The organism is Enterobacter cloacae complex sp. ECL352 (genome assembly GCF_020149545.1).
In the GTDB taxonomy this organism is placed as follows: Bacteria; Pseudomonadota; Gammaproteobacteria; order Enterobacterales; family Enterobacteriaceae; genus Enterobacter; species Enterobacter asburiae_B.
In genome coordinates this window covers 244,588-263,401 of the sequence record NZ_CP083709.1, presented here as the reverse complement: position 1 = coordinate 263,401, position 18,814 = coordinate 244,588, and the positions used below count along the sequence as shown (strand labels likewise).

20 protein-coding genes are annotated in these 18,814 nt (G+C 54.0%); 14 read left to right on the top strand and 6 right to left on the bottom strand.

The genetic code is table 11. The features are described from left to right. The first annotated feature begins 59 nt into the window (after positions 1-59). Positions 60-935, top strand: a complete 876-nt coding sequence (gene rluB, locus LBF07_RS01225; protein ID WP_023312076.1) for a 23S rRNA pseudouridine(2605) synthase RluB — start codon at positions 60-62, stop codon at positions 933-935. Positions 936-970: 35 nt separating this feature from the next. Here the strand turns inward: rluB and cobO are convergent, their stop codons facing one another. Beyond that, entirely contained in the window at positions 971-1,561 is a 591-nt protein-coding gene (cobO, locus tag LBF07_RS01220) for a cob(I)yrinic acid a,c-diamide adenosyltransferase (protein ID WP_094934665.1), read from the bottom strand. Continuing rightward, positions 1,558-2,319, bottom strand: coding sequence for a YciK family oxidoreductase (locus tag LBF07_RS01215; protein ID WP_094934664.1), 762 nt, complete (start codon positions 2,317-2,319; stop codon positions 1,558-1,560). Before LBF07_RS01215 ends, cobO begins: the two co-directional genes overlap by 4 nt. A gap of 251 nt (positions 2,320-2,570) precedes the next feature. Here LBF07_RS01215 and sohB point away from each other — a divergent pair, with 251 nt between their 5' ends. Further along, a complete protein-coding gene (gene sohB / locus LBF07_RS01210) occupies positions 2,571-3,617 on the top strand; it encodes a protease SohB (protein ID WP_047061016.1) in 1,047 nt (348 codons plus the stop codon). Positions 3,618-3,651: 34 nt separating this feature from the next. Here the strand turns inward: sohB and LBF07_RS01205 are convergent, their stop codons facing one another. Beyond that, entirely contained in the window at positions 3,652-3,903 is a 252-nt protein-coding gene (locus LBF07_RS01205) for a YciN family protein (RefSeq protein WP_023312072.1), read from the bottom strand. Positions 3,904-4,302: 399 nt separating this feature from the next. Between LBF07_RS01205 and topA the strand changes: the two genes are divergently transcribed. From topA to acnA, 7 genes are all read left to right on the top strand, one after another. Next, entirely contained in the window at positions 4,303-6,900 is a 2,598-nt protein-coding gene (gene topA / locus LBF07_RS01200; protein WP_033145741.1) for a type I DNA topoisomerase, read from the top strand. Between the two features lie 187 nt (positions 6,901-7,087). After that, positions 7,088-8,062 (top strand): HTH-type transcriptional regulator CysB, encoded by a 975-nt coding sequence (gene cysB, locus LBF07_RS01195; protein WP_024907120.1) that lies wholly within the window; start codon positions 7,088-7,090, stop codon positions 8,060-8,062. Between the two features lie 91 nt (positions 8,063-8,153). Continuing rightward, positions 8,154-9,134, top strand: a complete 981-nt coding sequence (locus tag LBF07_RS01190) for an IS5-like element ISKpn26 family transposase (RefSeq protein ID WP_016156491.1) — start codon at positions 8,154-8,156, stop codon at positions 9,132-9,134. A 466-nt stretch (positions 9,135-9,600) separates the two neighbouring features. After that, a complete protein-coding gene (locus LBF07_RS01185; RefSeq protein ID WP_213327741.1) occupies positions 9,601-9,741 on the top strand; it encodes a YmiA family putative membrane protein in 141 nt (46 codons plus the stop codon). Between the two features lie 2 nt (positions 9,742-9,743). Beyond that, on the top strand, positions 9,744-9,914 hold the full coding sequence (locus LBF07_RS01180; RefSeq protein WP_032656727.1) for a hypothetical protein: 171 nt from the start codon (positions 9,744-9,746) through the stop codon (positions 9,912-9,914). A 138-nt stretch (positions 9,915-10,052) separates the two neighbouring features. Continuing rightward, positions 10,053-10,151, top strand: coding sequence for a small membrane protein YmiC (ymiC, locus tag LBF07_RS01175; RefSeq protein ID WP_032623144.1), 99 nt, complete (start codon positions 10,053-10,055; stop codon positions 10,149-10,151). Positions 10,152-10,312: 161 nt separating this feature from the next. Continuing rightward, a complete protein-coding gene (gene acnA, locus LBF07_RS01170) occupies positions 10,313-12,988 on the top strand; it encodes an aconitate hydratase AcnA (RefSeq protein ID WP_047647564.1) in 2,676 nt (891 codons plus the stop codon). 37 nt (positions 12,989-13,025) lie between these two features. Here the strand turns inward: acnA and ribA are convergent, their stop codons facing one another. Continuing rightward, positions 13,026-13,616: a GTP cyclohydrolase II gene (ribA, locus tag LBF07_RS01165; RefSeq protein ID WP_008501210.1), complete on the bottom strand. Its 591-nt coding sequence runs from the start codon at positions 13,614-13,616 to the stop codon at positions 13,026-13,028. 197 nt (positions 13,617-13,813) lie between these two features. Between ribA and pgpB the strand changes: the two genes are divergently transcribed. The 5 genes from pgpB to yciH all read left to right on the top strand — a co-directional run bounded on the left by pgpB (position 13,814) and on the right by yciH (position 17,463). Further along, positions 13,814-14,581 (top strand): phosphatidylglycerophosphatase B, encoded by a 768-nt coding sequence (gene pgpB, locus LBF07_RS01160; RefSeq protein ID WP_112778291.1) that lies wholly within the window; start codon positions 13,814-13,816, stop codon positions 14,579-14,581. Positions 14,582-14,729: 148 nt separating this feature from the next. Continuing rightward, positions 14,730-15,038 (top strand): LapA family protein, encoded by a 309-nt coding sequence (locus LBF07_RS01155; RefSeq protein WP_023312067.1) that lies wholly within the window; start codon positions 14,730-14,732, stop codon positions 15,036-15,038. A gap of 6 nt (positions 15,039-15,044) precedes the next feature. Continuing rightward, positions 15,045-16,214 (top strand): lipopolysaccharide assembly protein LapB, encoded by a 1,170-nt coding sequence (gene lapB / locus LBF07_RS01150; protein ID WP_094935675.1) that lies wholly within the window; start codon positions 15,045-15,047, stop codon positions 16,212-16,214. Positions 16,215-16,399: 185 nt separating this feature from the next. After that, positions 16,400-17,137 (top strand): orotidine-5'-phosphate decarboxylase, encoded by a 738-nt coding sequence (gene pyrF, locus LBF07_RS01145; RefSeq protein WP_045355906.1) that lies wholly within the window; start codon positions 16,400-16,402, stop codon positions 17,135-17,137. Next, positions 17,137-17,463 carry a stress response translation initiation inhibitor YciH gene (yciH, locus tag LBF07_RS01140; RefSeq protein WP_023312064.1) on the top strand — a complete coding sequence of 109 codons (327 nt, stop codon included), beginning with the start codon at positions 17,137-17,139 and terminating at the stop codon, positions 17,461-17,463. The genes pyrF and yciH overlap by 1 nt, the downstream gene beginning before the upstream one ends. Positions 17,464-17,568: 105 nt before the next feature. Here yciH and osmB read toward each other — a convergent pair whose 3' ends face one another. Next, on the bottom strand, positions 17,569-17,787 hold the full coding sequence (osmB, locus tag LBF07_RS01135; protein ID WP_008501216.1) for an osmotically-inducible lipoprotein OsmB: 219 nt from the start codon (positions 17,785-17,787) through the stop codon (positions 17,569-17,571). 264 nt (positions 17,788-18,051) lie between these two features. Continuing rightward, positions 18,052-18,804 carry a DNA-binding transcriptional regulator YciT gene (locus tag LBF07_RS01130; protein ID WP_094935676.1) on the bottom strand — a complete coding sequence of 251 codons (753 nt, stop codon included), beginning with the start codon at positions 18,802-18,804 and terminating at the stop codon, positions 18,052-18,054. Positions 18,805-18,814: the final 10 nt, after the last annotated feature.

Below are 18,814 nucleotides of genomic sequence, written 5' to 3'. Positions count from 1 at the left end.
GGCTCAGCCCTCTTTTGACCTGATTCGACGCCTGTGAAGGCGACACCTGAGGAAGCTCAATGAGCGAGAAGTTACAGAAAGTGCTGGCGCGTGCCGGCCACGGTTCACGCCGTGAAATCGAAGCCATTATTGAAGCGGGCCGCGTGAGTGTGGACGGTAAAATCGCCACGCTGGGTGACCGCGTAGAAATCGTACCGGGGCTGAAGATCCGCATCGACGGTCATCTTATCTCCGTTAAAGAGTCCGCTGAACAGATCTGCCGCGTACTGGCTTACTACAAGCCGGAAGGCGAGCTGTGCACCCGCAACGACCCGGAAGGTCGTCCGACGGTGTTTGACCGTCTGCCTAAACTGCGTGGCGCTCGCTGGATTGCCGTCGGCCGTCTGGACGTGAACACCTGCGGTCTGCTGCTGTTTACCACCGATGGTGAACTGGCAAACCGTCTGATGCACCCAAGCCGTGAAGTGGAACGTGAATACGCGGTGCGCGTATTTGGCCAGGTTGATGAAAATAAACTGCGCGATCTGTCGCGTGGTGTTCAGCTGGAAGACGGTCCTGCGGCGTTCAAAACCATCAAGTTTACCGGTGGTGAAGGCATTAACCAGTGGTACAACGTGACCCTGACCGAAGGCCGTAACCGCGAGGTGCGTCGTCTCTGGGAAGCGGTAGGCGTGCAGGTTAGCCGCCTGATCCGCGTCCGTTACGGCGACATTCTGCTGCCGAAAGGTCTGCCGCGCGGTGGGTATACCGAACTGGATCTGACCCAAACCAACTACCTGCGCGAGCTGGTCGGCCTGACGCCGGAAACCACCTCAAAAGTGGCGGTGGAAAAAGATCGTCGTCGCATGAAGGCGAATCAGATCCGTCGCGCAGTGAAGCGACACAGCCAGGTGAGCAGCAGCCGCCGCTCCGGCAGCCGTAACAACAACGGTTAATATAAAAGCCCGGTCAACGAACCGGGCTTTTTTCTTTAGTAATCAATTCCAATTTGCGCTTTGATGCCTGCATCAAACGCATGTTTGACCGGACGCAGCTCGCTGACGGTATCGGCCATCTCCAGAATATCCCGATGACATCCGCGCCCCGTGACGATAACCGTCTGGTGTACAGGACGATTCTTCAGAGCATCCAGCACGTCTTCCAGCGGCAGGTAGTCGTAGGCGACCATATAGGTGATCTCATCCAGCAGAACCATATTCAGCGAGGGATCGGCCAGCATTCTCTTTGCATGCTCCCAGACGGCGAGACAGGCGGCGGTGTCGGTTTCCCGGTTCTGGGTATCCCACGTAAACCCGGTCGCCATCACCTGAAACTCAACGCCGTGAGGCTCAAGTAAATTCCGCTCACCGTTGGGCCATTCGCCTTTGATAAACTGGATCACGCCCACTTTTTGCCCGTGTCCGACGGCGCGTGTCGCCGTGCCGAATGCGGCGGTGGTTTTCCCTTTTCCGTTGCCGGTAAAAACGATGACGATCCCACGTTCGTCCTGGGCTGCCGCGACGCGCGCATCGACCTGTTCTTTCAGACGCTGCTGGCGCTGCTGATGACGTTCTTCACTCATTGCGAAATTCCTGGTTTACGTCCCGGCTGGGCGTCAAAGGTCATCCCGGTTTTGCGGCGGCTGTCGTCGCCCATCAGCCAGAGATAGAGCGGCATAATGTCTGCCGGGGTTTTCAGCTTCTGCGGATCTTCGCTCGGGAACGCGCTGGCGCGCATTTTGGTGCGCGTACCGCCCGGGTTAATGCAGTTTACGCGCAGATGGCGGTTCTGGTACTCCTCCGCCAGCACCTGCATCATGCCTTCGGTCGCGAATTTTGATACGGCATAGGCTCCCCAGTTTGCGCGTCCTTCACGGCCAACGCTGGACGAGGTAAAGACCAGGGACCCGGACTCGGATTTGAGTAATAAAGGAAGCAATGCCTGTGTGAGGAAAAACGTGCCGTTGACGTTGACCTGCATCACCTGCTGCCAGATATCTGGATCCTGTTCATCCATCGGACGCACTTCACCTAGCAAACCGGCGTTATGCAGCACGCCGTCGAGTCTCGGATAATGAGCGCTGATGCGCTGGGCTAATTCCCGGCACACCGCAGGCGTGCAGGTCAGTAAATCGAGCGTATACCACGGGGCCGGCGTGCCGCATACGGCCTCAATCTCCTGGGCGACGTTTTTCAGTTTTTCTTCGTTGCGCCCGATCAGAATGACGTTGGCGCCATATTCGGCGTATGTCAGGGCTGCCTCGCGGCCAATCCCGTCGCTGGCACCGGTGACAAGAATAATCCGGTTTTGCAGCAGATTTTTTTGCGGTTGATAATGCACGGTGACTCCTCAGGCGACCGGTGATGCAATGGCGCCTTTATAATGACTTTTCGGCTTTATGCCCGAATTAGCCTAATAATTCAATCAGTCTACAGGACGCATTACTGTAAAATTAACAATTTGCAAATATTTAAACTCCAGTCCGGGGATTCCTGAAGGCGGCTCGCAGAGGTAATGTCACGAGCGAGACGCATGGGCAGGGCTGTTGTACACTGCCGTGAAAGATTCGTGGTTAAATCAAGGTGGAACGCGTGGAATTACTTTCTCAATATGGGTTGTTTTTGGCCAAAATCGCGACGGTGGTGGTTGCCATTGCGGTGGTAGCCGTTCTGATTGCCAACCTGACGCAGCGCAAGCGTCAGCGTGGGGAGTTACGCATCACCCGCCTGAGCGAGCAGTATAAAGAGATGCAGGAAGAGATGTCTCTGGCGCTGCTTGATAGTCATCAACAGAAACTCTGGCTGAAAGCGCAGAAGAAAAAGCATAAACAGGAAGCCAAAGCGGCAAAGGCAAAAGCAAAGCTCAATGCGCCGCAGGATAAGGCCACGCCGCGCGTCTATGTGCTCGATTTTAAAGGCAGTATGGATGCGCATGAAGTGTCTTCTCTGCGGGAAGAAGTGACTGCCGTTCTGGCCGTGGCGACACCGCAGGATCAGGTTGTCGTGCGTCTTGAAAGCCCGGGCGGGGTGGTTCACGGTTACGGACTGGCCGCCTCACAGCTGCAGCGCCTGCGTGAAAAACAGATCCCGCTGACCGTTGCCGTGGATAAAGTGGCCGCGAGCGGTGGCTACATGATGGCCTGCGTGGCGGACAAAATTGTTGCCGCGCCGTTCTCCATTATTGGCTCGATCGGCGTGGTCGCGCAAATTCCGAACTTTAACCGCTTCCTGAAAAATAAAGAGATTGATATCGAACTTCACACGGCGGGTCAATACAAACGTACCCTGACGCTGCTGGGGGAAAACACGGAAGAAGGGCGTCAAAAATTCCGCGAAGATCTCAACGAAACGCATCATCTCTTTAAAGATTTTGTACACCGTATGCGCCCAACGCTCGATATTGAACAGGTCGCGACGGGCGAGCACTGGTACGGCGTCCAGGCGCAGGAGAAAGGGCTGGTGGATGAAGTCGGAACCAGCGACGATCTGCTGCTCAATCTGATGGAAGGCCGGGAACTGGTGGGCGTGCGCTTTACCCAGCGTAAGCGACTCCTTGACCGCTTTACCAACAGTGCGGCAGAAAGCGCGGACCGTCTGCTGCTGCGCTGGCTACAGCGCGGACAAAAACCGCTGCTGTAAACAAAAACGCGAGGCATATGCCTCGCGTTTTGCGTTAATCGACCAGGTGATATTTCTCTGAAAGCGTATGCGCCAGGTATTTGAACATGTTAAAAACGGCGGTGCTTTTCGGGGTCGGTAAACCCTGTTCGTCAAGGAAGTATTCGCCGCTGAAAATCAGCACGCCATTACGCTGCTCTACGCCGGTGGCTTCAATGCCCGCCAGCGTATCTTCATGGTCACGGATAAGCTTGTTTGCTTCGATAAGCAGAGAGGCTCGGTCAATAGGTTGGGTCGTATTCTGCATAATCCACTCCTTAAACAGTGACAATAGTCTACGCCGAGGGCGCTTTGGGGGCAAATTTTCCCTGTAATGTGAGGGGATAAGGTGCAGGGTCCTGGCTGGCGGGATCTGCTTTTGCATGCTAATAAAGTTGCGTAACGAATTTTATCAGGTAGAGTGTGCGCTTTCGTCATTCTGGCAACAGAATTGCTTGACATTCAACCGGGAATTCGTCACGAATTACACGAGATGTGAGAAAAATACCCGAAAACTCAATCACCTGGGCGTCTTCTCATTAACGTCCGGTAAGTCAAAGGGGTTGATATCTCCTGACGCAGTCGCAATATCATTGGCTCGTCGTCAGCGGAAGGGAAATCAACGTGCGGCGTATTCCTGGAAGAATTAAATTAGGTAAAGGTGAATATGGGTAAAGCTCTCGTCATCGTTGAGTCCCCGGCAAAAGCCAAAACGATCAATAAGTATCTGGGTAATGACTACGTGGTTAAGTCCAGCGTCGGTCATATCCGCGATTTGCCGACCAGTGGCTCAGCCAGCAAAAAGAGCGCAGACTCTACCTCCACCAAAGGGGCTAAAAAGCCTAAAAAGGATGAACGTAGCGCGCTTGTCAACCGCATGGGTGTTAACCCATGGCATAACTGGGATGCACAATATGAAGTGCTGCCCGGGAAAGAAAAAGTCGTTAACGAGCTGAAGCAGCTTGCTGAAAAAGCAGACCACATCTATCTCGCAACCGACCTTGACCGCGAAGGGGAAGCCATTGCGTGGCACCTGCGGGAAGTGATCGGTGGTGATGACAAACGCTACAGCCGTGTAGTGTTTAACGAAATTACGAAGAATGCGATTCGTCAGGCGTTTGAGAAGCCGGGCGAACTGAATATCGACCGCGTAAACGCACAGCAGGCTCGTCGCTTTATGGACCGCGTTGTGGGCTACATGGTCTCTCCACTGCTGTGGAAGAAGATTGCCCGTGGCCTGTCCGCAGGGCGTGTGCAATCCGTCGCCGTGCGTCTGGTCGTTGAGCGTGAGCGCGAAATTAAAGCCTTCGTGCCGGAAGAGTTCTGGGAAGTCGATGCCAATGTGACCACGCCGGGCGGTGACGCTCTGCCGCTGCAGGTGAGCCATCACAACGACAAGCCTTTCCGTCCAGAAAACCGCGACCAGACCATGGCCGCCGTAGCGCTGCTGGAAAAAGCACGCTATCAGGTGCTGGAACGTGAAGACAAACCGACCAGCAGCAAGCCGGGGGCACCGTTTATTACCTCCACGCTGCAACAGGCTGCAAGCACGCGTCTGGGTTATGGCGTGAAGAAGACCATGATGATGGCGCAGCGCCTGTATGAAGCGGGCTACATCACCTACATGCGTACCGACTCAACCAACCTGAGCCAGGACGCGGTCAGCATGGTCCGCGGCTACATCAGTGACAATTTCGGTAAGAAATACCTGCCGGAAAGCGCTAACCAGTTCGCCAGCAAAGAGAACTCTCAGGAAGCGCACGAAGCGATTCGTCCTTCTGACGTCTCGGTGTTAGCGGAATCACTGAAAGATATGGAAGCCGACGCGCAGAAGCTGTATCAGCTGATCTGGCGCCAGTTCGTGGCGTGCCAGATGACGCCAGCGCAGTACGACTCCACCACGCTGACCGTTGGCGCGGGTGAGTTCCGTCTCAAAGCGCGCGGTCGTATCCTGCGTTTCGACGGCTGGACGAAGGTGATGCCAGCGCTGCGTAAAGGTGATGAAGACCGAACGCTACCGGCGGTAAATAAAGGGGATGAGCTCTCGCTGGTTGACCTCGTGCCAGCCCAGCACTTCACCAAGCCGCCTGCGCGCTTCAGTGAAGCGTCCCTGGTGAAAGAGCTGGAAAAACGCGGTATTGGTCGTCCGTCGACCTACGCGTCCATCATCTCGACGATCCAGGACCGTGGCTACGTACGCGTTGAAAACCGCCGTTTCTATGCGGAAAAAATGGGTGAGATCGTCACTGACCGTCTGGAGGCAAACTTCCGCGAGTTGATGAACTACGATTTCACCGCGCAAATGGAAGACAGCCTCGACCAGGTTGCCAGCCATCAGGCGGAATGGAAAAAGGTACTCGACAGCTTCTTCAGCGACTTTACCGACCAGCTTGAAAAAGCGGAGAAAGATCCTGAAGAGGGCGGCATGCTGCCTAACCAGATGGTTCTGACCAGCATCGACTGTCCAACCTGCGGCCGCAAGATGGGGATCCGCACCGCAACCACGGGCGTATTCCTTGGCTGCTCCGGCTATGCGCTGTCACCAAAAGAGCGCTGCAAAACCACCATCAACCTGGTGCCTGAGAACGAAGTTCTCAACGTGCTGGAGGGTGACGATGCGGAAACTAACGCTCTGCGTGCCAAACGCCGCTGCAAGAAATGCGGCACGGCAATGGACAGCTACCTGATCGATCCAAAACGTAAGCTGCACGTCTGCGGTAATAACCCAACGTGTGACGGGTATGAGATCGAAGAGGGCGAGTTCCGCATTAAAGGCTATGACGGCCCGATTGTGGAATGCGAGAAGTGCGGCTCTGAAATGCACCTGAAAATGGGGCGTTTCGGTAAGTACATGGCCTGTACCAACGACGAGTGTAAAAACACGCGCAAAATTCTGCGTAACGGCGAAGTGGCTCCTCCGAAGGAAGATCCGGTTCCGCTGCCAGAACTGCCGTGCGAGAAATCCGACGCGTACTTCGTGCTGCGTGATGGTGCCGCAGGTGTCTTCCTGGCCGCCAACACCTTCCCGAAATCGCGTGAAACGCGCGCGCCGCTGGTGGAAGAGTTGCATCGCTTCCGCGATCGTCTGCCTGAGAAACTGCGTTATCTGGCCGATGCGCCACAGCAGGATCCGGAAGGCAACAAAACCGTGGTACGGTTTAGCCGTAAAACTAAGCAGCAGTATGTTGCGGCCGAGAAAGAGGGTAAAGCGACCGGATGGTCTGCCTTCTTTGTCGATGGCAAATGGGTTGAAGGCAAGAAATAATCTTCCCTTACCGTAACTTACCTGTAAAAGGGCCGGATTTCCGGCCCTTTTTTATTGCCTTGTTATTATTTTTTGTTCCGTACTATACAGTCAGGCTATAAATGATATAGTGGTTATAGTTAACCTGTTTCTTATTATTAAATCGTCTTAAGCGATTGACCGCATGCGCTAAATCGGATGGTCTGGCATGAAATTACAGCAGCTTCGTTATATCGTTGAGGTGGTGAATCATAACCTTAACGTCTCTTCTACCGCCGAGGGGTTGTATACCTCGCAACCGGGCATCAGCAAACAAGTTCGTATGCTGGAGGACGAGTTAGGTATCCAGATATTTGCCCGCAGCGGTAAGCATCTCACCCAGGTGACGCCTGCGGGGCAGGAAATCATCCGCATTGCGCGTGAAGTCCTCTCCAAAGTCGATGCGATTAAGTCTGTGGCGGGAGAACACACCTGGCCGGATAAAGGTTCGCTGTATATTGCCACGACGCATACCCAGGCGCGCTATGCGCTACCCGGCGTTATCAAAGGCTTTATCGAGCGTTATCCTCGCGTCTCTTTGCATATGCATCAGGGCTCGCCAACGCAAATTGCTGAAGCCGTTTCCAAGGGGAATGCAGATTTTGCCATCGCCACCGAAGCGCTTCACCTGTATGACGATCTGGTGATGCTTCCATGCTATCACTGGAACCGTTCTATCGTGGTGACCCCCGATCACCCCCTGGCGGGCAAAGGGTCGGTCTCTATCGAAGAGCTGGCGCAATATCCGCTGGTAACGTATACGTTTGGCTTTACCGGACGGTCCGAGCTTGATACGGCCTTTAACCGGGCAGGGTTAACGCCGCGCATTGTCTTCACCGCGACGGACGCCGACGTGATTAAAACCTATGTGCGGCTTGGTCTGGGGGTGGGCGTTATTGCCAGCATGGCGGTGGATCCGGTGTCAGACCCTGACCTGGTGCGTCTTGATGCGCATGATGTTTTCAGTCATAGCACCACAAAGATTGGCTTCCGTCGCAGCACCTTCCTGCGCAGCTATATGTATGATTTTATTCAGCGCTTTGCACCTCATTTAACGCGTGACGTGGTTGATACCGCCGTTGCATTACGCTCAAATGAAGATATTGAAGAGATGTTTAAAGACATCAAACTCCCCGAAAAATAATCACACCCGGTATCTTTCCCTAAGGAAGGTGCGAACAAGTTCCTGATATGAGATCATCATATTCATCCGGAGCGCATCCCAGAGGGACATCATGAGCCATCAACTCACCTTCGCCGATAGTGAATTCAGCACTAAGCGCCGTCAGACCCGAAAAGAGATTTTCCTCTCCCGCATGGAGCAGATTCTGCCATGGCAGAATATGACCGCTGTCATCGAGCCGTTTTATCCCAAGGCGGGCAATGGCCGACGGCCCTATCCGCTGGAGACCATGCTGCGTATTCACTGCATGCAGCATTGGTACAACCTGAGCGACGGTGCCATGGAAGATGCCCTGTACGAAATCGCCTCCATGCGCCTGTTTGCCCGATTATCCCTGGATAGCGCCCTGCCGGATCGCACCACCATCATGAATTTCCGCCACCTGCTCGAGCAGCATCAACTGGCCCGTCAATTGTTCAAGACCATCAATCGCTGGCTGGCCGAAGCAGGCGTCATGATGACCCAAGGCACTTTGGTGGATGCCACCATCATTGAGGCACCCAGCTCGACCAGGAACAAAGAGCAGCAACGCGATCCGGAGATGCATCAGACCAAGAAAGGCAATCAGTGGCACTTTGGCATGAAGGCCCACATTGGTGTCGATGCCAAGAGTGGCCTGACCCACAGCCTGGTCACCACCGCGGCCAACGAGCATGACCTCAATCAGCTGGGTAATCTGCTTCATGGAGAGGAGCAATTTGTCTCAGCCGATGCCGGCTACCAGGGAGCGCCACAGCGCGAGGAGCTGGCCGAGGTGGATGTGGACTGGCTGATCGCCGAGCGTCCCGGCAGGGTAAAAACCTTGAAGCAGCATCCGCGCAAGAACAAAACGGCCATCAACATCGAATACATGAAAGCCAGCATCCGTGCCAGGGTGGAGCACCCGTTTCGCATCATCAAGCGGCAGTTCGGCTTCGTGAAAGCCAGATACAAGGGGCTGCTGAAAAACGATAACCAACTGGCGATGTTATTCACCCTGGCCAACCTGTTTCGGGTGGACCAAATGATACGTCAGTGGGAGAGATCTCAGTAAAAACCGGAAATAACGCCAGAAATGGTGGAAAAAATAGCCTAAATAGGCTGATTCGATGTGTTTGCGGGAAAAAAATCGGCCCAGATCCGCGAAATTTTAATCAGCGAGTCAGCTTGGGAAGAAATGACCTGCTTATTCGCACCTTCCCTAAGGGAAAGATACCGAAATAACGCCTCAAAGCTAAATTAGAATTATCATCATCTGCGTATCCCCTGTCATATAATGTCATTATCCATTTAATTCGTAAGGTTATAATGTCGTGAATTGGCGACAAAAGTAGAAACTAATTTACGCCTTCGCAAATTTTTCTTTTCAATTATTTATTTCTGGTCAAAAGATTGAATATTTCATACCTTCCGGTGCGTAAATTCACTGGCTTTTCGGCTAAAGTTTCTTTAGGATTTATCTCAACAGATGATTAATTGTACCAATTGTTTGGTCCTAAATGATAAGCGATGTCGATTGTATGAGGTTAGCAATGCCTTCAGGAAGTGAAGAACCGCAAAGGGATCCTGCGCTCAAGCGTAAAGCCTGGCTGGCGGTCTTTCTCGTCTCTACCCTGTTTTGGGTGGTGGTTGCTCTCCTGGCCTGGAAATATTGGGGTTAAATATGGCAGTGACGGTACGTACAGAAACGGTAAAACAGATGTGTCAGCATCGTGACAACGGCCACAGAGGGCGTAAAGCACCTGCGACTGTTGTACCCGCGTCCTGGAAACTGACGCCGCAGCAGCAAGCGTTTATTGATGTGTTCGCAGAAGACGAACCCAAAAAACAATAATTTAGTTAATTGCGTAATGATGCAAATAGTCTGAATATCGACTCTGCACTTTCGTACTCTTTAATAAATACACATCAGCAATATAGCACTGAGGACTTACCTCGGAACTTTTAATAAATAATGCCTGGTGTCCCTATGATGAATAACATGACGTCTCACAAATACTGGTCATGGATCGGCGTTTTTACCGTGTCGATTCTGTTCTGGAGTCAGCTCATCTGGTTGGCCCTCCACTAAATTGTAAAACCTCGCTACGGCGGGGTTTTTTGTTTTCCCTTTCTGGACCAATCCTAAATTTATCAATTTGGGTTGTTATCAAAACGTTACGACATCTTTGTGTTATCTTTAATTACGGCCCTGATGATTGTCGGGGCATCTCTGTGATTAAGGAGGAGCTTATGTCGTTAACCCTACGCGAAGCCAGTAAGGATACGTTACAGGCAGAAAATAAAACCTGGCATTACTACAGCCTGCCGCTGGCTGCCAGAACGCTTGGGGACATTTCGCGTTTACCCAAGTCATTGAAAGTTTTACTGGAAAATCTATTGCGCTGGCAGGACGGTGACTCTGTCACCCTCGATGATATCCAGGCGCTGGCAGGGTGGCTGGAAAATGCCCATGCCGACAGAGAAATCGCCTACCGCCCCGCCAGGGTGCTGATGCAGGACTTTACCGGTGTTCCTGCCGTCGTTGATTTAGCCGCGATGCGCGAGGCCGTTAAGCGTCTCGGCGGAGATACGGCAAAAGTGAATCCGCTTTCCCCCGTTGACCTCGTCATTGACCACTCCGTAACCGTTGACCGCTTTGGTGATGACGACGCCTTTGGCGAGAACGTGCGTCTGGAGATGGAGCGCAACCACGAGCGCTACGTATTCCTGAAGTGGGGGCAGCAGGCGTTCAGCCGGTTTAGCGTGGTCCCGCCGGGTACCGGTATTTGTCACCAGGTTAACCTTGAATATCTGGGTAAAGCCGTCTGGAGTGAATTGCAGGATAAAGAGTGGGTCGCCTATCCGGACACGCTGGTGGGCACGGACTCCCATACCACCATGATCAACGGTCTGGGCGTGCTGGGCTGGGGCGTCGGGGGTATCGAAGCGGAAGCGGCCATGCTCGGCCAGCCGGTGTCCATGCTTATCCCTGACGTGGTGGGCTTCAAGCTCACCGGCAAGCTGTCTGAAGGCATTACCGCCACCGATCTGGTGCTCACCGTCACCCAGATGCTACGTAAGCATGGTGTGGTGGGCAAGTTTGTAGAATTCTACGGGGATGGTCTGGATTCGCTGCCGCTGGCCGACCGCGCCACAATTGCCAATATGGCGCCGGAATACGGTGCAACCTGCGGCTTTTTCCCCATCGATGACGTCACGCTGGAATACATGCGCCTTAGCGGGCGCAGCGAAGAGCAGGTCGCGCTGGTGGAGGCCTATACCAAAGCGCAGGGCATGTGGCGAAACCCGGGCGATGAACCGGTCTTCACCAGCACGCTTGAACTCGATATGGGAAGCGTTGAGGCGAGCCTCGCCGGACCGAAACGTCCGCAGGATCGGGTTGCGTTGAGTGACGTGCCAAAAGCCTTTGCCGCCAGCAATGCCCTTGAAGTGAACGTGGCGCAGAAAGATCACCGTCCGGTCGACTATGTTCTGAACGGACATCAGTATCAGCTCCCGGATGGCGCGGTTGTGATTGCGGCCATTACCTCCTGCACCAACACCTCGAACCCCAGCGTATTAATGGCGGCCGGTCTGCTGGCGAAAAAGGCGGTAGAGCTTGGGCTAAAACCTCAGCCATGGGTCAAGGCCTCGCTGGCACCGGGTTCCAAAGTGGTATCGGATTACCTGGCGCAGGCCAAACTGACGCCGTACCTTGACGAACTGGGCTTCAACCTCGTGGGCTACGGCTGTACGACCTGTATTGGTAACTCCGGCCCGCTGCCTGAACCCATTGAAACGGCGATCAAGCAGGGTGACCTGACGGTAGGCGCGGTCCTGTCCGGTAACCGAAACTTTGAAGGGCGTATTCACCCGCTGGTGAAAACCAACTGGCTCGCCTCACCGCCGCTGGTTGTGGCGTATGCCCTTGCAGGGAACATGAATATCAACCTGGCGACCGATCCGATTGGTCACGATCGCAAGAACGATCCTGTCTACCTGAAAGATATCTGGCCATCTTCGCGTGAAATCGCGCTGGCCGTTGAAAAGGTCTCAACCGAGATGTTCCGCAAAGAGTATGCGGAGGTCTTTGAAGGCACGCCGGAGTGGAAAACCATCAACGTCGTGGGCTCAGATACCTACGACTGGCAGGATGACTCGACCTATATTCGTCTGTCGCCGTTCTTTGATGAGATGCTGGCCGAGCCGGCACCGCTTAAGGATATCCACGGCGCGCGCATACTGGCGATGCTGGGAGATTCCGTCACGACCGACCATATCTCTCCGGCGGGGAGTATCAAAGCCGATAGCCCGGCAGGCCGTTATCTGCAGAGCCGGGGCGTCGAACGCCGCGATTTTAACTCCTACGGTTCGCGTCGCGGCAACCATGAAGTCATGATGCGCGGAACGTTTGCCAACATCCGCATTCGTAACGAAATGGTCCCGGGCGTGGAAGGGGGCATGACGCGCCATCTGCCGGGGACGGAAGTGGTTTCGATTTATGATGCGGCGGTCAAATATCAACAGGAAGGTACGCCGCTGGCGGTGATCGCCGGGAAAGAGTACGGTTCCGGCTCCAGCCGCGACTGGGCGGCGAAAGGTCCGCGTCTGCTTGGCGTTCGAGTGGTCATCGCTGAATCGTTCGAACGTATTCACCGTTCGAATCTGATCGGTATGGGGATCCTGCCGCTTGAGTTCCCGCAGGGCGTGACGCGTAAAACGCTGGGGCTGACCGGGGAAGAGCAGATTGAGATTAGCGGTCTGCAAAACCTGCAGCCGGGGAAAACGGTGCCGGTGAAGTTAACGCGGGCAGACGGGAAAACCGAGGTGCTGGATTGCCGGTGCCGTATTGATACGGCAACCGAGCTGACCTATTACCAGAACGACGGCATTTTACATTATGTGATTCGTAAGATGCTGGACTGATGAAACGAGCCCGGCACCCGTGCCGGGCTTTTTAGCATCACTCTTTCAGCAGATGGCCCATTTTGGCGGCTTTGGTATCCAGGTAGTGGGCGTTTTTCGGGTTTCGGCCGACAATCAGCGGTACGCGCTCGACGATGTTGATCCCCGCTTCGGTCAGGATCTCCACTTTTTTCGGATTATTGGTCAGCAGGCGAACTTCGTCCACACCCAGCAGCTTGAACATATCGGCGCACAAGGTGAAGTCGCGTTCGTCAGCGGCAAAGCCGAGCTGATGGTTTGCTTCAACCGTATCGTAGCCCTGGTCCTGAAGTGCGTAAGCGCGGATTTTATTCAGCAGACCAATATTACGACCTTCCTGACGGTGATAAAGCAACACACCGCGACCTTCTTCTGCAATATGAGACAGGGCGGCTTCCAGCTGGAAACCACAATCACAGCGCAGGCTGAACAGCGCGTCGCCGGTAAGACACTCTGAATGGACGCGGGACAGAACCGGCGTCTGCCCTGAAATGTCGCCATACACCAGCGCGACATGATCCTGTCCGGTTGCCAGTTCTTCAAAACCCACCATCAGGAAATCGCCCCATGGGGTTGGCAGTTTGGCTTCTGCCACACGTTTAAGCTGCATGTGATTCTCCAGAGTAGGCTGACACGTTTCGTGCCTTTGCCCTGTTTTGCTTTCTGTATCAGTTCATTTTGCCACAAGCTCAGCAGGTTCGCCTAATGGGCACCATGCTATATGAACGTTAAACGCACGATCCGACATATCCACCAGGATGATTAATTTCAGTTATGATTGTGACGCTTAGCGAAAAAGGAGAAGACATGCTTTCAATCGCCAGACGTACGGCAGCAGGTGCGGCCATTTTACTGATTATGCCTCTGGCCGTATGGCTTTCAGGCTGGATGTGGCAGCCCGGGCAGAACGCCACGTGGCTGAAAACGTTATACTGGATAACGGAAACGGTCACCCAGCCGTGGGGGATTATTACCCACGTACTCCTCTGCGTCTGGTTTCTGTGGTGCCTGCGCTTTCGTTTGCGCGCGGCGCTGGTGCTCTTTGCGATCCTCGGGGGCGCTATCCTTGTCGGTCAGGGCGTGAAGTCCTGGGTTAAAGATCGCGTTCAGGAGCCGCGTCCTTTTGTCGTCTGGCTGGAAAAAACGCATCATGTTCCGGTAGATGAGTTCTACAATTTAAAGCGTAAAGATCGCGGCGCGCTGGTGAAAGAACAGCTTGCGGAACAGCAGGATATCCCTAAATTCTTGCGTAAACACTGGCAGAAAGAGACCGGGTTCGCGTTTCCTTCCGGTCACACCATGTTTGCGGCCAGCTGGGCGTTGCTGGGGGTTGGGCTGCTTTGGCCAAGGCGTCGAACGATTACTATCGTGATTTTACTGGTCTGGGCGACGGGGGTTATGGGAAGCCGCCTGCTGCTGGGGATGCACTGGCCGCGCGACCTGGTCGTCGCCACGCTCATCTCATGGATGCTGATCGTGCTGGCGACCTGGCTCACTGAACGATTCTGCGGCCCGCTGACGCCACCGCCAGAAGAGAAAGAAGAAATAGCCGAAAGGGACCAGACAGACGCCTGACGGTTGATATTCCGCATTTTGCCCATAGATCCATGACCTGCGCGTCACTTTTTCCGTTTCGCGCTCGTCGCTAAAATGGTAGTTTATAAGGCTGATTGCGGTGAATTGAACACACTTTATTCGCTTGAACCACATAACGGGAAGTAATGTGAAATATTTACTCATTTTCTTACTGGTATTGGCGATTTTTGTCATTTCAGTCACGTTGGGTGCACAAAACGATCAGCAGGTGACGTTTAACTATCTGCTGGCTCAGGGTGAGTATCGCGTCTCGAGCCTGCTGGCGGTCTTATTTGCTGCCGGCTTTGCCATTGGCTGGCTGGTTTGCGGTCTGTTCTGGCTGAAAGTCCGTGTTTCTCTTGCGCGCGCTGAACGTAAAATTAAGCGACTCGAAAATAACATTGCCCCTGCGTCTGACATCCCGGAAAGCTCTGGTGTGCCGGTCGTGAAGGAATAATCGACTATGCTGGAGTTGTTGTTTCTGCTTTTGCCTGTAGCCGCAGCCTATGGCTGGTATATGGGCCGCAGAAGTGCGCAACAAACAAAACAGGATGAGGCCAACCGGCTCTCCCGCGACTACGTTGCGGGGGTGAACTTCCTCCTGAGCAATCAGCAGGACAAAGCGGTAGATCTGTTCCTCGATATGCTGAAAGAGGATACGGGGACGGTTGAAGCGCATCTCACCCTGGGCAACCTGTTCCGCTCGCGCGGCGAGGTCGATCGCGCCATTCGTATTCACCAGACCCTGATGGAAAGCGCCTCGCTGACCTACGATCAACGTCTCCTTGCGGTGCAACAGCTGGGGCGGGATTACATGGCCGCGGGGTTGTACGATCGCGCTGAAGATATGTTCGTGCAGCTGGTGGATGAAACAGATTTCCGCATCGGCGCGTTGCAGCAACTCCTGCAGATTTATCAGGCCACCAGCGACTGGCAGAAAGCCATTGATACCGCTGAACGTCTGGTGAAGCTGGGTAAAGATAAGCAGCGCGTTGAGATCGCCCATTTCTACTGTGAGCTCGCTCTTCAGCAGATGGGCAACGACGACATGGATAAAGCCATGGCGCTGCTGAAGAAAGGCGCCGCCGCGGACCGCAACAGCGCGCGCATCTCCATCATGATGGGGCGCGTCTTTATGGCGAATGGCGACTACGCCAAAGCCGTTGAAAGCCTGCTGCGGGTTATCGACCAGGACAAAGAACTGGTCAGTGAAACGCTGGAAATGCTGCAAACCTGCTATCAACAGCTCGACAAGCAGGAAGAGTGGGTAGCTTTCCTGCGTCGCTGCGTGGAAGAAAATACCGGCGCCACCGCTGAACTGATGCTCTCTGACGTTGTTGAGCAGTATGAGGGAAGCGACACCGCGCAGGTTTATATTACGCGTCAGCTGCAGCGTCATCCGACCATGCGGGTATTCCATAAGCTGATGGATTACCACCTGAACGACGCAGAAGAAGGGCGCGCCAAAGAGAGCCTGATGGTGCTGCGCGACATGGTTGGCGAACAGGTGCGCAGCAAGCCGCGCTATCGCTGCCAGAAGTGTGGTTTTACCGCGTATACGCTCTACTGGCACTGTCCTTCCTGCCGCGCCTGGTCCACCATCAAGCCAATCCGCGGCCTGGACGGGCAGTAATTTTTTAAAACGCCGTATTTTAGTTACAACATACTGATGGTTTTTCCCCTGTCCTGAACTCCGTGCGGTTTGCCGGCCAGGCAGGCGCGTAAATGGATCCTGTCAATTTGCGGCGTCGGCAGGTAGAATGCTGGCCGTTTATCTGTTCCGCGCCGCTGCGCGCCCATAGACGAAAAGGGCTGGTCATGACGTCTGTTACATCCTCCACTTCCCGCGTAATTACGGATTCTCCTGTTGTTGTTGCGCTTGATTACAATAAGCGTGACGCTGCACTGGCGTTTGTCGACGGCATCGACCCTCGCGACTGCCGTCTGAAAGTTGGCAAAGAGATGTTCACGCTGTTTGGACCGCAAATCGTTCGCGATCTGCAGCAGCGCGGCTTTGACGTTTTCCTCGATCTGAAATTCCACGATATCCCGAATACCACGGCGCATGCCGTTGCCGCAGCCGCAGAGCTGGGCGTATGGATGGTCAACGTCCACGCATCGGGTGGGGCAAGAATGATGACGGCCGCCCGTGAGGCGCTCCTGCCGTTCGGTAAAGATGCACCGTTGCTGATTGCGGTCACGGTGCTGACCAGTATGGACGAAAACGATCTTCGCGACCTGGGCGTGACGTTGTCACCCGCCGAGCATGCCGAACGTCTCGCGCGTCTGACGCAGCATTGCGGCCTGGATGGCGTCGTCTGCTCCGCGCAGGAAGCGGTACGTTTCAAATCAGCGCTGGGCCAGGATTTTAAACTGGTAACGCCGGGTATCCGTCCTGCAGGCAGCGAAGTGGGCGATCAGCGCCGCATTATGACGCCTGAGCAGGCGCTGGCTGCTGGCGTTGACTACATGGTCATCGGGCGTCCGGTAACGCAGTCTGCCAACCCGGCTGAGACGCTTAAGGCTATCAACGCATCGCTGAAAAAGGGGGCCTAATGACCGATTCCAACAGCCGTCTGGTCTATTCAACCGATAGCGGGCGTATAGACGAGCCGAAAGCGAAAGTGGAACGTCCAAAGGGGGACGGCATCGTTCGGATCCAGCGCCAGACCAGTGGACGAAAAGGGAAAGGGGTTTGCCTAATCTCCGGCATTGACCTGGATGATGCTGAACTGGCAAAGCTGGCGGCCGAGTTGAAAAAAAAATGTGGCTGCGGCGGCGCCGTGAAAGACGGCATTATTGAAATCCAGGGAGATAAGCGCGATTTAATAAAATCTCTGCTGGAAGCCAAAGGTATGAAAGTCAAACTGGCAGGCGGTTAAAATAAATGAGCCACGGTAAATGCCGTGGCTCGTGTTATATACGTGCGTATGTCAGACCTGAAATGCGTTCAAATATCGCAATACCGGGGAAGGCTTAGATAATAATTATTTGCCAACCTGGTGACCGATAATACCACCGACAGCAGCGCCACCTAATGTACCCAGCGTACTACCATCCGTTAATACTGCACCACCGAGAGCACCGGCACCGGCACCAATAGCGGTGTTACGGTCACGTTTAGACCAGTTAGAGCACGCGCTCAGGGACATTGCTACAGTGATTGCCAGAACAGCGGCGGCTAATTTTTTGCTGGTTAAGGTCATAATACTTTCTCCTGAATTATCGATTCACGGAAAGATGTACACGTTAAGTATAGACGAATCGAATACTTAATTCTGTTCTCCGTGAAAGCTGGTCGCGCAGGCGTTACGTAATCACGCAGGTGATAGTCACTTCCTGTTATATCGCTACATTAATTTTACGACTTTAATGCAGGTTAAACAGGTAAAAACTCTTAAAGAAGTACCAGGAATCATCTCAGAGAAAGAAGGGGCGTATGCGCCCGAAATTCGGGCGCGGAGGGAAACTCAGGCGGTCGTTTTAATAATATTGACGATCAGCCCGTCATCTTCCAGTTTATTACGGTGCGCATCGCTCAACCGTTCATCGGTAATCACGCGGCTAAAGCGTAACACGGGGCCCATCGTGTAAGGGTGAACGGCGCCAAATTTAGAACTGTCGGTCAGCACAATGGCTTCACACTCTTTTTCCAGCACGGCATTCACCACGTCGGAGCGCATCATATCCCGGCCGGTAAAACCTGTCTCCGGTTGCCAGCCGTCAATCCCGATAAAGGCCTTGCTGAAATGTACCTGCTGGACATACTGACGGGTCAGCGGGCCTACCATGCTTTCACTTTTTTTCTGGTAAATACCGCCGAGCAGAATCACCTCACAGCGCGTCTCTTTGAGCAAGTGCGCGATATAGCTGCTGACGGTGATGATGGTAACGTCTTTTTGATCGGCAAGCGTGCGCGCCAGAAGGGCATTGCTGCTGCCGTTTTCAATAAAGACGGTCTCGCCGTTGTTCACCAGGGACGCGGCAAATTCCGCCAGTTCACGTTTGAGCGCGTAGTTATTCATCATGCGCGTCTCGACGTCATCACTGTCCAGCGGGACAGCATATCCGTGAGCGCGACGCAGGTAGCTCTGTTTTTCCAGCAGATTAAGATCCTGACGGATGGTGACTTCAGAAACGCCGGTGGTTTTAGCGAGATCGACTACGCTTACGCGTCCCTGATCGATGACCATCTGCAAAATGAGTTGTTGTCGGGAATTCATAGCATCCATT